We start from the raw sequence: 17,050 nt of genomic DNA on the forward strand, positions 1-17,050 counted from the left end.
ACAAAGACGGGAGGCGGCGATGATGCTGAAGCGGGCGATCCTGACCGGGATGGTGGAGTTCATGGCGTTCGGTATTCTGTTCGGCGCGTTCGGCGCCTGGGCGGTAGCCCTCGCACCGATTCATTGAAAGCGGGTCCGCAAACGGGCGAAAGTTCCCTTCGAAAGGCGCTTATCCACAGGATGTCCCCGCGTTTCACTGGGCTGCCACAGGGGCCGGAAATCGGCCCCCAAGCAGTGGATAAGTGGCCGCTGTGGCCGCCGGGCGGTCGACTCCGGGGCGGGCAGGGCCGATCCTCGTCGGCCCCCGAACAAGGCCGGACATGACACGTCAATTGAAGGAGGTCGGCTTCGTCCACCTCCACGTCCACTCGTCCTATTCCCTGCTCGAAGGCGCGGTGAAACTCGGCGACCTCGTGAAGGCCGCCGTGGCCGACCGGCAGCCGGCGCTGGCCCTCACCGATACCAACAACCTGTTCGGCGCCCTGGAATTCTCCGAGAAGGCGGCCAAGGACGGGCTTCAGCCGATCGCGGGCGTGCAGCTTTCCGTGGCCTTCGAGGCGGCGGATCCCCATGCCCGCACCCTGCCGACCTATCACGGCGTGGTCCTGCTGGCGCAGGACGAGGCCGGCTATGCCAACCTCCTCCGGCTCGCGAGCCGCGCCTATTTCGATTCCCCCCTCGGCGAGGCGCCCCGCGTGGCCGCGACCGCCTTGGTGGATTACGCCGACGGGCTCATCGCGCTGACCGGCGGAGCGGGCGGCCCCCTCGATGCCGCCCTGCGGGCCGGACGCCCCGAACTCGCCACGAGCCGCCTGGAGAGCCTGAAGCGCGCCTTCGGCGAGGACCAGCTCTATGTCGAGATTCAGCGCCACGGTCTGCCGGAAGAGGGGCGCATCGAGGCGGCCCTGCTCCATCTCGCGGACCGGAACGGGCTCGGCGTCGCGGCGACGAACGAGACCTTCTTTTCGAAGCCCGACGATTACGACGCCCACGACGCGCTGCTGGCCATCGCGGATGGGCGGATCGTGTCGGACGACCGCCGCCGCAAGCTGACGCCGCGCCACAACTTCAAGACCAGGGCCGAGATGGCCGCCCTGTTCCACGACTTGCCCGACGCCCTGACGTCCACGGTCGAGATCGCCATGCGTTGCGCCGTGCGCGCGCGGACCCGCAAGCCGATCCTGCCCAATTTCTCCCGGGTCGCCGGGGGCGAGGCGGCCCCGATGGCCGAGGCGCTGGCCGAAGCCTCGGGCGCTGTGGCGCAGGCGATCGCCGCCGACGAGCCGACGGAGCTACGTCGTCAGGCCGAGGTGGGGCTCGAACTGCGCCTGCAGCAGCACGGCACCGCGCCGGGCTTCACGGAGGACGATTACCGCAAGCGGCTCGCCTTCGAGCTCGACGTCATCGTCTCGATGAAGTTTCCCGGCTACTTCCTGATCGTATCGGACTTCATCAAGTGGGCGAAGGAGCACGACATTCCGGTCGGGCCGGGGCGCGGCTCCGGCGCAGGCTCGCTGGTCGCGTGGTCGCTGCTCATTACCGATCTCGACCCGCTGCGCTTCGGCCTGCTGTTCGAGCGCTTCCTGAATCCCGAGCGCGTCTCGATGCCGGATTTCGACATCGACTTCTGCGTCGAGGGCCGCGAGCGCGTCATCCGCTACGTGCAGGAGCGCTACGGTGAGGGGCAGGTCGGGCAGATTATCACCTTCGGTACGCTGCTCGCCCGCGGCGTGCTGCGCGACGTCGGTCGCGTGCTCGAAATGCCCTATGGGCAGGTCGACAAGCTGACCAAGCTCGTGCCGCAGAACCCGGCCAACCCGGTGACGCTGGCCCAGGCGATCGAGGGCGAGCCGAAGCTCCAGCAGGCGATCGAGGAAGAACCGGTCGTCGCCCGGCTCGTGGATATCGCGCGAAAGCTCGAAGGGCTGCACCGCCACGCCTCGACCCACGCGGCGGGCGTGGTGATCGGCGACCGGCCGCTGGAAGAGCTGGTTCCGCTCTACCGAGACCCGAAGACCGGCATGCGCGTCACCCAGTTCAACATGAAGTGGGTGGAGCAGGCGGGCCTCGTGAAGTTCGACTTCCTCGGCCTGAAGACGCTGACCATGCTGAGGTGCTGCACCGACCTGCTCAAGGCGCGCGGCATCGAGATCGATCTCGCCTCCCTGCCGCTGGATGACCCGGAAACCTACGCGCCGATGGGCCGGGGCGAGACGGTCGGCGTGTTCCAAGTCGAATCCGCGGGCATGCGCAAGGCGCTCTGCGAGATGCAGGCCGACCGGTTCGAGGACATCATCGCCCTGGTGGCCCTCTACCGGCCGGGCCCGATGGCCAACATCCCCGTCTATTGCGAGCGCAAGCTCGGCCGAGATGCCGGCAACGAGGCCAACTGGTACCCGCATCCCAGCCTGGAGCCGATGCTGAAGGAGACCTTCGGCATCATCGTCTACCAGGAGCAGGTGATGGAAATTGCCAAGGTGCTCGCCGGGTACACCCTCGGCGAGGCCGACATGCTCCGCCGCGCCATGGGCAAGAAGATCCGCGCGGAGATGGACGCTCAGCGCGAGCGCTTCGTGAAGGGCTGTGAGGCGGGCGGCCTGACCAAGGCCAAGGCGAACGAGATCTTCGACCTGCTCGCCAAGTTCGCGGATTACGGCTTCAACAAGTCACACGCGGCGGCTTATGCCCTGCTGACCTACCAGACCGCCTATCTGAAGGCGAACCACCCAGTCGAGTTCCTGGCCGCCGCCATGACGCTCGATATCGACAACACCGACAAAATCGCGGAATTCCGGCAGGACGCGCAGCGCCTGAAGATCACCGTCGAGCCACCCTCGATCAACGCTTCGGGCGAGGTGTTCGAGGTGCGCGACAGCAAGATCTTCTACGCGCTCGCCGCCATCAAGGGTGTCGGCCGTGAGGCGGTGCGGGCGCTGGTGGAGGCGCGGGGCGACAAGCCCTTCACCGACCTCTCAGACCTTGCGCGGCGCCTCAACCCGCGCCTCGTGAACAAGCGGACGATGGAAAGCCTCGTCCAGGCGGGCGCGCTCGACTGCATCGAGCCCGACCGCGCGCGGGCCTTCGCGGCGGTCGAGCCGATGATGCGGCTCGCCGCCAGCGCGGTCGAAGCCGAGACGACCGGCGTCACCGACATGTTCGGCGGTGTCGCCTCGGCAGATGTCTCCTTGCGCATCCCGCCCCACGAATTGTGGCCCATGGCCGACACGCTGAAGCGGGAATACGCCGCGATCGGCTTCTTCGTCTCGGGCCATCCGCTCGATGAATACGGCGATCTCCTCGACAAGCTGCGGGTGCAGAGCTGGGCGGATTTCTGCCGGGCGGTTCGGGCGGGGACGACGAGCGTCGGCCGGGTGGCGGCCTCGGTGCTGGACCGGGCGGAGCGGCGCACCAAGACCGGCAACAAGATGGGCATCGTCACCCTGTCGGACCGGACGGCGCATTTCGAGGCGATCATCTTCTCGGAAGGTCTCGGCCATTATCGCGAGATCCTGGAGCCCGGCCGCCCGCTGGTGCTCCAGCTTCAGGCGAATCTGGAGGGCGAGGATGTGCGCGCCCGGATCATGACCGCCGAACCCCTGGATGCGGCGGTGGCCCGCTTCCAGAAGGGCATGCGCATCCATCTCGACGATGCGCGCGGCATCCAGGCGGTGCAGAGCCGCCTGACCATGCGCGGGGAGGGGGAGGTGTCCCTGGTGCTGCGCCTCGACGGCGGCGAGCGCGAGGTGGAGATCCGCCTGCCGGGCCGTTACCAAGCGACGCCGCAACTGGCCGGCATGCTCCGCGCGATGCCGGGGGTGGCGCAGGTTGAGGTGAGTTGAGATCGGGTTCCCAAAGGGCGAGCCCTTTGGTGGGGTCCTAGGGGCGAAGCCCTTGGATGAGCAGGGCGCTGCCCTGCACCCGCGAAAGGACTCGGTCCTTTCGAAACCTCGACTGTCCGATCGTCGCTCCCCTCCCCCGCAGGGGTGAGAGACAGGCGGACGCTACGGCCCGACGCAGCGCTCGATCGCCTTCCGTACCGCCGCCGCGTCGGTGACGGGGAAGGTCGCGATCACCGAGGCGTCCCCGGCGCGGGGGCTCGATTGCGTCCAGACGATCCGTGCCCCCGCCTCCGCGAGACCCGGCGCGATGCCGCGCAGGGGGCTCTCGGTGCGCTTCGGGCCGGCGACGGTCAGGATGTAGCTCGTGGATGGATCGGCAGCCACCGATCCGCTCGCCGGGGCGATCATGCTGCGCACGCCGTTCGCCCCCGCTACCCGGAGGGCGGTGAGGGGTTTCGTCGTGCCGCTCGGCCCCTCGAAGGCGTCGAAATCGAACGTCGAGGACAGGTCCGCGAAGCGCGGGATCGTCAGCGTGGCCGAGAGCCCCGCATGGGCCGGGTCGCAGGCAAGGCGCAGGGTGGCGTGGCGCGACGCGCTGCCGATGGTCGCCTCGCCCACGACGCCGACCTCACCCGCCAGGACCGGGGAGGCCAGAAGCGCAACAGCGAGGGCAGGGGCCACGATCCGCATGGAAAGCTTGATCCGTTAATGCCGCGACGCAGCCGGGAAGGGCCGCTTTACCACGGTGAAAGGAAAGGGGTGCGCAGCTCAGGGTTGATGTGCGCTGCAGCAACTCATTCAAAATCGATCGATCCTACACCGCCACGCTTAAGTCCTCAGGCGTGGCCATGCGCATCAAGATCACCCTCGGCCTCATGTTGGTCGTCTATCTCATCGACGGCCGGGCTCCCGGCTTCCGCGAACTCCGCAACCCCGATGCGGAGCATGCCGGTGCGCGCAGCATCGTCGCGACGAAGCGCGCGTGGATCTGAGGCGACGGCCTCGCCGCCCATCCCCCCCCCTCCTTCGAGGCCCGGCAAGCCGGGCACCTCAGGATGAGGACAGTGGATGGGAGGAACCATCCAGACTCTCCCTGAGCCGCGCCGCCACCAGCGCCTGCAACCGCCACAGGTGCCGGTCGCGGATACCGAGCGCCTCGCAGGCCTCGACGGTGCGGTAGAGGTATTCGGCGCTCGGCCCCATATGGCCGCAGGCCGTCGCGATCATCTCCGCGAGCTCGGTGTCCGGCAGGCGGCCCGCGTAGCGGTCATTCGCCCGGTTGGCGAGGAAGGTGAGGGCGGAGACGGTTCCCTCTTCGGTCTGCACCGGAAGCCAGCGGGCGACGTAGCCGCGCCCGCGCATCTCTCGCCGCCACAGTGGCATTAGCGCCTCGCGGATCTCCGCATCCGGCAGGCGAAAGGCGACGCCCCGGCACAGGCCACCCCGGTCCAGCGCGAGCACGAAGCCCGGCCGTTCCGGCGTGCCCCGGAAGCGCCGCTGCAACAGGCAGAACCGGCGGTGGAAGCCGCGCACGGTGCCGAGCCGCCGCTCCGCCACCGGGAATTCCGGCCGCCACATCAGCGAGCCGTAGGCGAAGACCCAGAGCGCGGCGCCCTCCCGTCCGGCTACGATCTCCTCAAGGCCGGGTCGTAGCTCCTCGTCGGTCATCACCGTGAGTGCGGAGGGATCGTCGGCGATGGGGCACGCATGGGCGGCGCGGATCAGGTCCAGGGTCAGGTCGAGGTTCGTGGCTGGCATCGCGCAAGGCTAACGCAACGGAGCGGAAAACACCTATATCCCTCTCATGCAATGGACGGACGATGCCCTGGTGCTGGGCCTGCGTCGGCACGGGGAGACCGGAATCATCCTCGAAGCCATGACAGCCGAGCACGGTCGCCATCTCGGCCTCGTGCATGGCGGGCGCTCGCGCCGGATGCAGCCGGTGCTGCAACCGGGCAACCGGGTGCGCGTCACATGGCGGGCGCGGCTCGATGACGGGCTCGGCGCCTTCGCCGTCGAGCCGCTGAGTTCGGAAGTGTCGCGGATGATCGGCTCCGGCCTCGCCCTTTACGGGCTCGGCGCGATGGGGTCGCTGCTGCGGCTCCTGCCCGAGCGGGATCCACACCCCGCGCTCTACGAAGCGGCGTGCATCCTCGTGGAGCATCTGGACGATGCCGACATCGCCCCGCCGCTGATGGTGCGGTTCGAACTCGCCGTGCTCACCGAACTCGGCTTCGGCCTCGATCTCTCGGCCTGTGCCGCGACAGGCGGCAACGACCGCCTCGCCTATGTTTCGCCCCGTACCGGCCGGGCGGTGAGTGCGGCGGCGGGGGAGCCCTACCGGGACAAGCTGCTTCCCCTCCCGACCTTCCTGCGCGAGGGCGGCGCGCCGGGGCCGGACGGCGTTGCACAAGGGTTTACCTTGACGGGATACTTCCTCGACCGGCACGTCTGGGGTCCGCGCGGCCTCACGCCACCTGAGGAGCGGGCGCGATTCGTTGCGCTCGGCGTCGCAGCGGGCTAGTGTTCGCGGTATGTTCTAGTTGGCCGCGGCCTCCGCGTCTCTGCGAGCGGAGCGAAGCAATCCAGGGCAGCGGGACGCCTGAGACGACGGCGCCCCCCCTGGATTGCTTCGCTCCGCTCGCAATGACGGAGAGGGCAGCGGGAAGAGTCGGGGAACCACCATGGGTCAGCCCTTCGAGCCGCCGTCCGGCGACGGCATCGAGAGCGTCGAGCTGAAATCCGCGCTGGAAGAGCGCTACCTCGCCTATGCGCTCTCGACCATCATGCACCGGGCCCTGCCCGATGCTCGCGACGGCTTGAAGCCGGTGCACCGGCGCATCCTCTACGGCATGCGCCTCCTGCGGCTCGACCCGAACACCGCGCACAAGAAATGCGCGAAGATCGTCGGCGATGTGATGGGTGATTTCCACCCCCACGGCGATCAGGCGATCTACGACGCCCTCGTGCGGCTCAGTCAGGATTTCGCGCAGCGCTACCCGCTGGTCGATGGTCAGGGGAACTTCGGCAACATCGACGGCGACGGCCCCGCCGCCTACCGCTACACCGAGGCGCGCCTCACCGAGGTGGCCCGCCTGCTCCTCGACGGGATCGATGAGGACACGGTCGATTTCCGGCCGTCCTATAACGGCGAGAAGGAAGAGCCCATCGTTCTTCCGGCGGCCTTCCCGAACCTGCTCGCCAATGGCAGCCAGGGCATCGCGGTCGGCATGGCGACCTCGATCCCGCCGCACAACGCGGCCGAACTCTGCGACGCGGCGCTCTACCTGATCAATCACCCCGAGGCGAATTCGGGTCAGCTCGCGAAGTTCGTGCAAGGGCCGGATTTCCCGACCGGCGGCATCCTCGTGGATTCAGCCGAGTCGATCGCGGAAGCCTACCGCACCGGGCGCGGGGCGTTCCGGGTCCGCGCCCGCTGGCACAAGGAGGATCTCGGCCGGGGGACGTGGAACATCGTCGTCACCGAGATCCCCTACGGAATTCCGAAGGGGCGGCTGATCGAGAAGATGGCCGAGCTTCTGCAGGAGAAGAAGCTGCCGCTGCTCGCCGATGTCCGCGATGAATCGGCCGAGGATGTGCGGGTGGTGCTGGAGCCGCGCTCGCGCAGCGTCGATCCGGTCATCCTGATGGAATCGTTGTTCCGCCTCACCGAACTCGAGGCGCGGGTCTCGCTCAACCTCAACGTCCTCGTCGGCGGCCTCGTACCCAAGGTGATCGGGCTCGCGGAATGCCTGCGGGAATGGGTCGATCACCGCCGGGTGGTGCTGCAGCGCCGCTCGCGCTACCGGCTGGGCCAGATCGACCGCCGGCTCGAAATCCTCGGCGGCTTGCTCATCGTCTATCTCGACCTCGACGAGGTGATCCGCATCATCCGCGAGGAAGACGAGCCGAAGCCCGCCCTCATGGCGCGCTTTGAACTCACCGAGGTGCAGGCCAACGCCATCCTCGACACCCGCCTGCGCTCCCTGCGCAAGCTGGAGGAGATGGAACTGCGGCGCGAGTTCGACGCCCTGACCGCCGAGAAGGCCGAACTCGACGGGCTGCTGGCCTCCGAGCCGGCGCAGTGGAAGGCGATCCAGGCTCAGATCCGTGCGGTGAAGAAGACGTTCGGACCGGAGACCAAGCTCGGCAAGCGCCGGACCACGTTGGAGAATCCGCCCGATACGGCGGGCGTCGACCTGACGGCGGCTCTGGTCGAGCGCGAGCCGATCACGGTGATCGTCTCCGAGAAGGGCTGGATCCGCGCCCTCAAGGGCCATGTGGCAGACCTGTCGGGCGTGGCCTTCAAGGGTGACGACCGCCTCAAGATCGCCTTCCCGAGCGAGACGACACAGAAGATCCTGCTGCTCGCATCGAACGGCAAGGTCTTCACCCTCGACGCGTCGAAGCTGCCGGGCGGGCGCGGCTTCGGCGATCCCGTGCGGCTGATGGTCGATCTCGATGACGGCACCGAGGTGGTGGCGGCTCTGCCCTACCGGCCGGAGACGAAGCTGCTCCTCGCGGGCTCGGACGGGCGCGGCTTCGTGGCGCCCTCGGACGCCCTCGTCGCCAATACCCGCAAGGGTAAGGGTATCCTCGGCCTCGACGGGTCGGCCACGGCGGCGCTGATGGTCCCCGCCGAGGGCGACCATGTGGCGGTGCTGAACTCGGAGAAGCTGCTCCTGATCTTCCCGATCGGGGAGGTGGCGGAACTCGCGCGAGGCAAGGGCGTGCGGCTTCAGCGCTGCCGCAGCGGACACCTCACCCACGCCCATGTCTTCAAGCTGGAAGACGGCCTGCCCTGGCAGGACGGCTCGGCGGAGGGACGCCTCGCCAACGCGACGATCCTCGAGAAGTGGATCGGCCATCGTGCCGAGGTCGGTTTGATGATGGCGCGCAGCTTCCCGAAATTCGAGCGGTTCGGGCGCTGATGCTCGGCTGGCTGCGCCGGTCGCTCCAGCGCCGCCGCTACAGACGGATCTGCCGGGAGCGCATCGCCATGCGCTTCCCCCTGATCCAGCAGGATCTCGACGCGGCCGAGCCCGGCTTCGTCCTCGTCCTCGGTGATTCCCATGCCGAGTTCCTGTGCGGACACCCCCTCGGTCCCTGGCCGGTCGTGAATGGCGGCGTCGGCGGTATCGGCATCGGCGGCTACGCGGCGCGCCTGCCGGAGCTGCGCGTTCCTTGCCGGGCCGGGGTGGCGGTGATGATCCTCGGCAGCAACGACCTCTCGGTGCGCGTCCGCCCGCTCTCTCCTGAGGGGATCGGCCGGTTCGAGGCGGCGGCCCTGTCGCTGATGCGCTGGTTGCGCACCCAGGCCGACAGGGTCGTGGTGTTGGCCCTGCCGCCGATGGATCCGATTCCCGGCCAGGAGCGCGAGGCGGCGGCGGTCGAGGATTACTCCGCCCGCCTCGAACGGCTGGCGTCTGAGAACGGCTGCGGCTTTGCCGATCCCTTTTCGGATCTGCGCGAAGGCCGGAGCGGTCTCGCCCGGCCGGGCGCGCTCGGCGACGGCGTCCACCTCGCCGATTACGGAGCGGCGGCACGGGCGGTCGCGGCGCTGCTGGACTAGCCAAACTCGTTATTGCGAGCGAGAGCGAAGCCATCCAGGGACGCGCCACGTCTGGCGGTGTCCCGCTACACTGGGTCGTGTCGCTACGCTCGCGATGCCGGAGCAGAAGGGCCGGGTCTCAAATTCCCTTCACCGTCAACCCCGATTTTTCGTGCAGCCCGGCCCGGATGACGGCGGCCTGAGCCTCGGCTACGCTGCGCCGCAAGCGGCGCTCTGAGCGTTGCAATCAGAACGCGGTACGGGAGAGGGTGGAATGGGCGCGAGCGCCGAAATCGCCGAGGTGAAGCGCGACAAGCCGTGGATCATCCGCACCTATGCGGGCCACTCGACGGCAGCGGAATCGAACAAGCTCTACCGGGGCAACCTCGCCAAGGGCCAGACCGGCCTGTCGGTCGCCTTCGACCTGCCGACGCAGACGGGCTACGACCCCGACCATGAGCTCTCGCGCGGGGAGGTCGGCAAGGTCGGCGTTTCGATCGCGCATCTCGGCGACATGCGGGCCCTGTTCGACCAGATCCCGCTCGCCCAGATGAACACGTCGATGACGATCAACGCCACGGCGCCGTGGCTGCTCGCCCTCTACCTCGCGGTCGCCGAGGAGCAGGGCGCGCCGATCGCCGCTCTTCAGGGCACGACGCAGAACGACATCATCAAGGAATACCTCTCGCGCGGCACCTACGTCTTCCCGCCCGCGCCGAGCCTGCGGCTGACCAAGGACGTGATCCTGTTCACGACCAAGGAAGTGCCGAAGTGGAACCCGATGAACGTCTGCTCCTACCACCTGCAGGAAGCGGGGGCGACGCCGGTCCAGGAACTGTCCTACGCGCTGGCCATCGCCATCGCCGTGCTCGACACGGTGCGCGAGGACCCGAATTTCGATGAGGCCAGCTTCTCCGACGTGTTCAGCCGGATCTCGTTCTTCGTGAACGCAGGGATGCGGTTCGTCACTGAAATCTGCAAGATGAGGGCCTTCGCGGAACTCTGGGACGAGATCGCCCAGGAGCGGTACGGCATCACCGACGCCAAGAAGCGCATCTTCCGCTACGGCGTGCAGGTCAATTCGCTCGGGCTCACCGAGCAGCAGCCCGAGAACAACGTCCACCGCATCCTCATCGAGATGCTGGCCGTTACCCTGTCGAAGCGCGCCCGCGCCCGTGCGGTGCAATTGCCCGCCTGGAACGAGGCGCTCGGCCTCCCGCGCCCGTGGGACCAGCAATGGTCCATGCGCATGCAGCAGATCCTCGCCTTCGAGACCGATCTGCTCGAATACGACGACATCTTCGACGGCAGCCACGTCATCGAGAAGCGCGTCGAGGAATTGAAGGCTCAGACCCGCGCCGAGCTGGAGCGGATCGGCGGCATCGGCGGTGCCGTGGCGGCGGTGGAAACCGGCGCCCTGAAGCGCGCCCTGGTGGAGTCGAACGCCAAGCGCATCTCGGCCATCGAGGCGGGTGACCAGATCGTCGTCGGCGTCAACAAGTGGCAACAGGGCGAGCCCTCTCCGCTCACGGCGGGCGAAGGGGCGATCTTCTCCGTCTCCGAGACGGTGGAGATGGAAGCCGCCAACCGCATCAAGGCGTGGCGCGAGCAGCGCGACGATGTGGCGGTGAAGGCCGCCCTCGACGCGCTGGAAGAGGCGGCGCGTTCGGGCACCAACATCATGCCTGCCTCCATCGCGGCGGCGAAGGCGGGCGTCACCACCGGCGAGTGGGGCGGACGCCTGCGTCAGGTGTTCGGCGAGTACCGCGCGCCGACCGGCGTCACGGTGGAGACCGCTTCGTCCGGCGCCGCCGACGAGGCGCGGCTGCTCATCGCCGATCTCGGCGAGCGCCTGGGCGAGCAGCCCAGGCTCGTCGTCGGCAAGCCGGGCCTCGACGGCCATTCCAACGGCGCGGAGCAGATTGCGCTGCGCGCCCGCGATGTCGGCTTCGACGTGACCTATGACGGCATCCGCCAGACCCCGTCCGAGATCGTCGCCAAGGCGAAGGAGACCGGCGCCCACGTGGTCGGCCTGTCGATCCTGTCGGGTAGCCACGTCCCGCTGGTGCGCGAGGTCCGCGCGATGATGCGCGAGGCCGGGCTCGATCACGTTCCGGTCGTCGTCGGCGGCATCATCTCCCCGGAGGACGAACTGGTGCTCAAGAACATGGGCGTGCGGGCCGTCTACACGCCAAAGGACTACGCCATCGACCGGATCATGATCGACCTGGGCAAGGTCATCGAGAAAAGCCTGGACGCCAAGGCGAACCGGCCGCAGGCGGAACCGGCTCAGGTCTACTGAGCGGTTCACTTCCCCTTCTCGCCCTGTAATCTCCCTCCGCCATCGCGATTCGCGTCGCGGCGGCGGGGGAGGGACGCATGGCGCGGTGGTGGATCGATGCGGTGGCGGGCGGTCTCGCCACTCTGCTACTCACGGCAGCGCCCGTTTCCGCCCAGCCGAGGCCGCTTCCGGCCGCAGCGCCCCAACCCGCCCCGTTCCAGAAGACCTTCGCCCGCCCGAACCTCGCGAGCGATGCCGTCCGCCTGGAGGCGAGCCTCAAGGCCGAGGCCGGGACGAATCTTCCGCCCGCCACGCAATCCCGCCGCAAGGGTGAGACCCTGCTCACCGCAGAGAAGCCTGCCGAGGCGCTGGCGCCGCTCGCCGCCGCCGTGGCGGCCGAGCCGGGCGATCCGGCGAATTGGCGCGCCTATGCCCGCGCCGCGCAAGCCGCTGCGGGCGAGACGGAAGAGAACGATTATCAAGGCCGGACGCGCCTGCGCGGTCAGGCGCTGGCCGCCGCCTATCGCGCCTACGAGCGCGCCCGCACCGCCCCCGATGCCGCCTCGGCCCTCGCCCTGCTCGGCGAGAATGCTGCCGATCAGGAGGAGTGGCGCCCGGCGCTCGACGCCTATGCCGCGAGCCTCGCGCTGCTGGACGATGCGTCGATCCGGGAGACTTACGAGCGACTGCGCGCCGAGCATGGCTTCCGCATCCTGAACTACACGGTCGATTCCGACGCCGCCGCCCCGCGCCTGTGCTTCACCTTCTCGGAGGCGGTCGCGCCCAAGGCGGATTTCGCGCCCTACGTCGCGGTGTCCGGAAGCGCCTCCGCGGCGGTGACGGGGGAGGGGTCGCAAGTCTGCGTCGATGGCCTGAAGCACGGGAACCGCTACGCGGTGGTGCTGCGCCCCGGCCTCCCCTCGGCGGTCGGCGAGACCCTGCTGAAACCCGCCGATTACGAAATCTACGTCCGGGATCGCGCACCGCAGGCTCGCTTCACGGGGCGCAACTACGTTCTGCCGCGCACCGGTCAGGCGGGCATTCCCATCGTCTCGGTCAACGCCCCGAAGCTCGATGTCGAAGTGCTGCGCATCGGGGATCGCGGCCTGCTGCCGACCCTGCGCTCGGAGGATTTCCTCGGCCAACTCAGCGGTTCCACCGCCAAGACCATCGCTGCGCAGAAGGGCGTCCGGGTCTGGAAGGGCAGCCTCGACACCGCCAAGGCCGAGATCAACCAGGAGAGCGTCACGGCCTTCCCGGTGCTCCAGGCGGTCGGCACGCTGGAGCCGGGCGTCTACGTGATGCTCGCCCGGGCCTCCGGCACGGCCGCCTCGGACGAGGAGTACGAGACCCAGGCGACGCAGTGGTTCGTCGTCTCCGATCTCGGCCTCACCGCCACGAAGGGGCGGGACGGCGTGCACGTCGTGTTGCGCTCGCTGGGCACGGCCAAGGCGATGGAGGGGGCGGAGATCCGCCTCGTCGCCCGGGACAACGAGGTTCTCGCGACCCGCAAGACCGACGCGCAGGGCCATGCCGCCTTCGAGGCGGGCTTGAGCCGGGGGGAGGGTGGCACCGCGCCGAGCCTCGTCGTGGCCTCGCTCGGCAACGATTATGGCTTCCTCGATCTCGATCAGGCCGCCTTCGACCTCACGGATCGGGGCGTGAAGGGCCGTCCCGAGGGCGGGGGGCTCGATGCCTACGTCTTTACCGAGCGCGGGGTCTACCGCTCCGGCGAGACAGTGCAGATCGCCGCCCTCCTGCGCGATGCTCGCGGCAACGCCGTGGCCGATCTACCCCTGACCCTGGTGGTGAAGCGCCCGGACGGCGTCGAGTATCGCCGGGTTTCCGTGGCCGATCAGGGGCTCGGCGGGCGGGCCCTGCCACTCCCGCTCCTGTCGGGGGCGATGCACGGCACGTGGCGGATCGCGGCCTATACCGACCCGAAGGCCCCACCGGTGGGGGAGGCGAGCTTCCTGCTGGAAGATTACGTCCCCGAGCGGCTCGACGTGACACTCACCTCCGCCTCCCCCAGCCTGACGCGGGGCGAGACGGCCGAAATCGCGGTCGCCGCCCGCTACCTCTACGGCGCGCCGGGTTCGGGGCTCGATGTCTCCGGCAGCGTCACCGTGCAGGCCGCCTCGGGGAATGGGATCAAGGGTCTCGACGGTTTCACGGTCGGCCTCGACGACGAGGCGGTCGAGGCGACGACGCGGGAACTCTCCGCCCACGCTACCACGGATGCGCAGGGCGCGGCGAAGGTCGCCGTGCCGGTGCCGGAGATCGCCGCACCCCGGCCGCTCGAGGCGAAGATCACCCTGGCGGTGGGCGAGCCCGGCGGGCGGGCGCTCTCGCGCAGCGTGGCCCTGCCGATCCTGCCCTCGGGGCCGGTACTCGCCCTGCGCAAGGGTTTCTCGGACCTGAAGGACGGCGATCTCGCGAGCTTCGACGTGGTGATGGCCTCGCCCGACGGGCGCCGCCTGTCCAAGGCGGGCGTGACGTGGACCCTGAACCGGGTCGAGAAGACCTATCAATGGTACCGCGCGGATGGCCGCTGGTCCTTCGAGGCCGCCAAGACCACGAAACGGATCGCCAGCGGCACCCTCGACCTGACTGCCGATGCCCCCGGCCGCATCCAGGCGCCGGTCGGCCTCGGCTCCTACCGCCTGGACGTGACGGCCCCCGGCGCGCCCGAGGCGGCGGCGAGCCTTGGCTTCGATGTCGGTTGGGCAGGCTCCGAGACGGCGCAGGCCCCCGATCTCCTCGACCTCACCCTCGACAAGCAGGCCTACGCGGCAGGTGACACCCTTACCGCCAAGCTCGGCTCCAAATTCGCTGGGCAAGCCAGCGTGATGGTGGTGAGCGACAGGATCCACGACATCCGCGAGGTGAGCGTGCCCGAGGGCGGCACCACGATCCGCCTACCCGTGAAGGCGGAATGGGGCGCGGGCGCCTATCTCGTCGCCACTGCCTACCGGCCCCTCGATCAGGCGGCCAAGCGTCAGCCCGGCCGGGCGGTCGGCCTTGCGTGGTTCTCCGTCGATCGCGACAGGCGTGCCCTCACTGTCTCCATCGACGCGCCAGCAAAGGTGCGCCCCCGGCAGGATCTCATCTTGCCGGTGAAGATCTTGGGGCTCGCTCCGGGCGAAGAGGCCCGGGTGACGGTCGCGATGGTCGATGTCGGCATCCTCAACCTGACGCGCTACGTCGCGCCGGACCCGACCCGCTACTTCCTCGGCCAACGAGCGCTCGGGCCGGAATTCCGCGACGTCTACGGCTACCTGATCGATGGCATGCAGGGCAGCGCCGGGGCGATCCGCTCCGGCGGCGACGCGGCCGGAGCCGAACTCGCCGACGCGCCACCGACCGAGGCGCCGCTCGCCCTGTTCTCCGGCGTGGTGAAGGTCGGGCCGGACGGCACGGCCAGGGTCACCTTCCCCGTTCCCGCCTTCAACGGAACCGGCCGGGTGATGGTGACGGCGTGGAGCGGCTCCCGCGTCGGGCAGGCCCAGGCGGATGTGACGATCCGCGATGCCGTCGTGGTGAGCGCCACCCTGCCGCGCTTCCTCGATATCGGCGACCGCTCGCGCCTGTTCGTGGCCCTCGACAATGTCGAGGGACCGGCAGGCGAGTACGTGGCCACGATCAGCCCGTCCGGGCCGGTCCTCGTCGGCGCGCCGGCGCTCAGGACCACGCTGAAGCTCGCCGCACAGGGTCAGGGTCGTTTCGCCGTGCCGCTCACGGCGGCGGGGCCCGGCACCGCCCGGCTCGATGTCACGCTCTCGGGGCCGGGCCTGCCCACCCTGCTGTCGCGCAGCCTCAGCCTCGGCATCGCACCCGGCACGGGCGCGCTGCTGCGGCGCTCGGTGCGGACCCTCGCAGCCGGCGAAAGCCTGCGGGTCTCGGCCGACCTCCTGGCGGATGTGATTCCCGGCACGGGCAGCGTTTCGCTCTCCGCCTCGACCCCGCCGGGGATCGATGTGCCCGTGCTGCTCCAGGCGCTTGATCGCTATCCCTATGGCTGCTCCGAGCAGATCGTGAGCCGGGCCTTGCCGCTCCTCTACGTGAACCGGCTCGCCAGCCTCGACCGCATGGCCCTCGACCCGGACGTGGACGGGCGGGTGCGCGAGGCCATCGAGCGGGTGCTGTCGCGTCAGGACTCGAGCGGCGATTTCGGGCTCTGGTCGGCGGACGGGTCGAACGACCTCTGGCTCGACGCTTATGTCAGCGACTTCCTCACCCGTGCCCGCGAGCGCAAGTTCGCCGTGCCGCAGGGGCCGTTCGCTTTGGCCCTCGACCGGCTGCGCAACGCGGTCGCCAATGCGAGCGAGGTGCGCGACGGGGGCGCGGACCTCGCCTATGCCGCCTATGTGCTCGCGCGCAACGGACGCCCGGTAATGGGCGACCTGCGCTACCTCGCCGATTCGCGCCTCTCCGATTTTCGGACGCCCCTCGGGCGCGCACAGCTCGCCGCCGCCCTGGCCCTGCTGGGAGACCGCGGCCGGGCCGCCAAGGTGATGGATTCGGCCGTTTCCGCGCTGTCCGCCGAGCGGGATCGGGGAGGCTACCGTGCCGATTACGGCTCCCGCCTGCGCGACGGCGCCGGGCTGATCGCGCTCGCCGCCGAGACCGGGCTCGCCGGGTCGGCCCTTGCGCCCGCAAGCGCGGTCCTCGGCCAGGAACGGGCGGATGGGCGCCCGACCAGCACCCAAGAGAATGCCTGGATGGTGCTCGCCGCGCAGAGCCTCGCGGACGAGGCAAAGGGCTTGTCCTTCACCCTCGACGGCGCAGCCCAGACGGGAGCCTTGGCCCGCACCTTCCGGGAGGCGGATCTGAGCGCGGGCGACAAAGTGCTCGTGAATACCGGCGCGGCGCCGGTTCAGGTGTCGCTGGGCGTCGCGGGCAACCCGCTCACCCCCGAACCCGCCGAGTCGCGCGGCTATACGGTGGAGCGCAGTTTGCACCGGCTCGACGGCAGCGTGGTCGATGCCGCGACAGGCATCCGCCAGAACGACCGCCTCGTCGTGGTTCTCAAGGTGACAGAAGCCAAGGCCGAGGCCGCCCGCCTCCTCCTCGTGGATCGCCTGCCCGCGGGGCTGGAGATCGACAATCCGAAGCTCCTCGACGCGGATGCGCTGCAAGGCCTCGCCTTCGCGAAATCGGATGTGCAGCCGGTCCACACCGAATTCCGGGACGACCGATTCGTGGCCGCCTATACCCGTGAGACGAGCCAGCCCGCCTTCTTCACCGTGGCCTACGCGGTGCGGGCGGTCTCGCCGGGAACCTACGTCCATCCCGGCGCCAGCGTCGAGGACATGTACCGCCCCGCCCGCTACGGGCGGACCGGCACCGGGAACCTGACGGTGGGGGAAGGGAGATAGG

At 69.3% G+C, this 17,050-nt stretch carries 9 protein-coding genes; 7 read left to right on the top strand and 2 right to left on the bottom strand.

Annotated features, from left to right (window positions below):
• The first annotated feature begins 320 nt into the window (after positions 1–320).
• Entirely contained in the window at positions 321–3,839 is a 3,519-nt protein-coding gene (dnaE, locus tag J4O73_RS18330; protein ID WP_426219630.1) for a DNA polymerase III subunit alpha, read from the top strand.
• Positions 3,840–4,001: 162 nt separating this feature from the next.
• On the opposite strand, the gene J4O73_RS18335 is transcribed toward dnaE, so the two are convergent.
• Complete coding sequence (locus J4O73_RS18335; protein ID WP_426219631.1) at positions 4,002–4,529, bottom strand: hypothetical protein; 528 nt, start codon at positions 4,527–4,529, stop codon at positions 4,002–4,004.
• Between the two features lie 158 nt (positions 4,530–4,687).
• Between J4O73_RS18335 and J4O73_RS18340 the strand changes: the two genes are divergently transcribed.
• Positions 4,688–4,831 carry a hypothetical protein gene (locus J4O73_RS18340; RefSeq protein ID WP_378973583.1) on the top strand — a complete coding sequence of 48 codons (144 nt, stop codon included), beginning with the start codon at positions 4,688–4,690 and terminating at the stop codon, positions 4,829–4,831.
• Between the two features lie 58 nt (positions 4,832–4,889).
• On the opposite strand, the gene J4O73_RS18345 is transcribed toward J4O73_RS18340, so the two are convergent.
• Positions 4,890–5,597 (bottom strand): gamma-glutamylcyclotransferase, encoded by a 708-nt coding sequence (locus tag J4O73_RS18345; RefSeq protein ID WP_426219633.1) that lies wholly within the window; start codon positions 5,595–5,597, stop codon positions 4,890–4,892.
• Between the two features lie 46 nt (positions 5,598–5,643).
• Between J4O73_RS18345 and recO the strand changes: the two genes are divergently transcribed.
• The 5 genes from recO (at position 5,644) to J4O73_RS18370 (ending at position 17,049) form a co-directional block, all read left to right on the top strand.
• Positions 5,644–6,363, top strand: coding sequence for a DNA repair protein RecO (gene recO, locus J4O73_RS18350; protein WP_426219635.1), 720 nt, complete (start codon positions 5,644–5,646; stop codon positions 6,361–6,363).
• 160 nt (positions 6,364–6,523) lie between these two features.
• Entirely contained in the window at positions 6,524–8,770 is a 2,247-nt protein-coding gene (gene parC, locus J4O73_RS18355) for a DNA topoisomerase IV subunit A (protein WP_426219636.1), read from the top strand.
• Positions 8,770–9,411: an SGNH/GDSL hydrolase family protein gene (locus J4O73_RS18360; protein ID WP_426219638.1), complete on the top strand. Its 642-nt coding sequence runs from the start codon at positions 8,770–8,772 to the stop codon at positions 9,409–9,411. The genes parC and J4O73_RS18360 overlap by 1 nt, the downstream gene beginning before the upstream one ends.
• Before the next feature lie 253 nt (positions 9,412–9,664).
• Positions 9,665–11,692 (top strand): protein meaA, encoded by a 2,028-nt coding sequence (locus J4O73_RS18365; RefSeq protein WP_426219640.1) that lies wholly within the window; start codon positions 9,665–9,667, stop codon positions 11,690–11,692.
• Positions 11,693–11,769: 77 nt separating this feature from the next.
• Entirely contained in the window at positions 11,770–17,049 is a 5,280-nt protein-coding gene (locus J4O73_RS18370) for an alpha-2-macroglobulin family protein (protein ID WP_426219642.1), read from the top strand.
• Position 17,050: the final 1 nt, after the last annotated feature.

Origin of the sequence: Methylobacterium sp. NFXW15 (assembly GCF_049887755.1) — a bacterium.
GTDB lineage: Bacteria > Pseudomonadota > Alphaproteobacteria > Rhizobiales > Beijerinckiaceae > Methylobacterium.

Coding starts and splice junctions, on each gene's coding strand:
- J4O73_RS18345 (WP_426219633.1), bottom strand. CDS start 5,597: ATGCCAGCCACGAACCTCGACCTGACCCTGGACCTGATCCGCGCCGCC.
- dnaE (WP_426219630.1), top strand. CDS start 321: ATGACACGTCAATTGAAGGAGGTCGGCTTCGTCCACCTCCACGTCCAC.
- J4O73_RS18370 (WP_426219642.1), top strand. CDS start 11,770: ATGGCGCGGTGGTGGATCGATGCGGTGGCGGGCGGTCTCGCCACTCTG.
- J4O73_RS18340 (WP_378973583.1), top strand. CDS start 4,688: ATGCGCATCAAGATCACCCTCGGCCTCATGTTGGTCGTCTATCTCATC.
- J4O73_RS18335 (WP_426219631.1), bottom strand. CDS start 4,529: ATGCGGATCGTGGCCCCTGCCCTCGCTGTTGCGCTTCTGGCCTCCCCG.
- J4O73_RS18365 (WP_426219640.1), top strand. CDS start 9,665: ATGGGCGCGAGCGCCGAAATCGCCGAGGTGAAGCGCGACAAGCCGTGG.
- recO (WP_426219635.1), top strand. CDS start 5,644: ATGCAATGGACGGACGATGCCCTGGTGCTGGGCCTGCGTCGGCACGGG.
- J4O73_RS18360 (WP_426219638.1), top strand. CDS start 8,770: ATGCTCGGCTGGCTGCGCCGGTCGCTCCAGCGCCGCCGCTACAGACGG.
- parC (WP_426219636.1), top strand. CDS start 6,524: ATGGGTCAGCCCTTCGAGCCGCCGTCCGGCGACGGCATCGAGAGCGTC.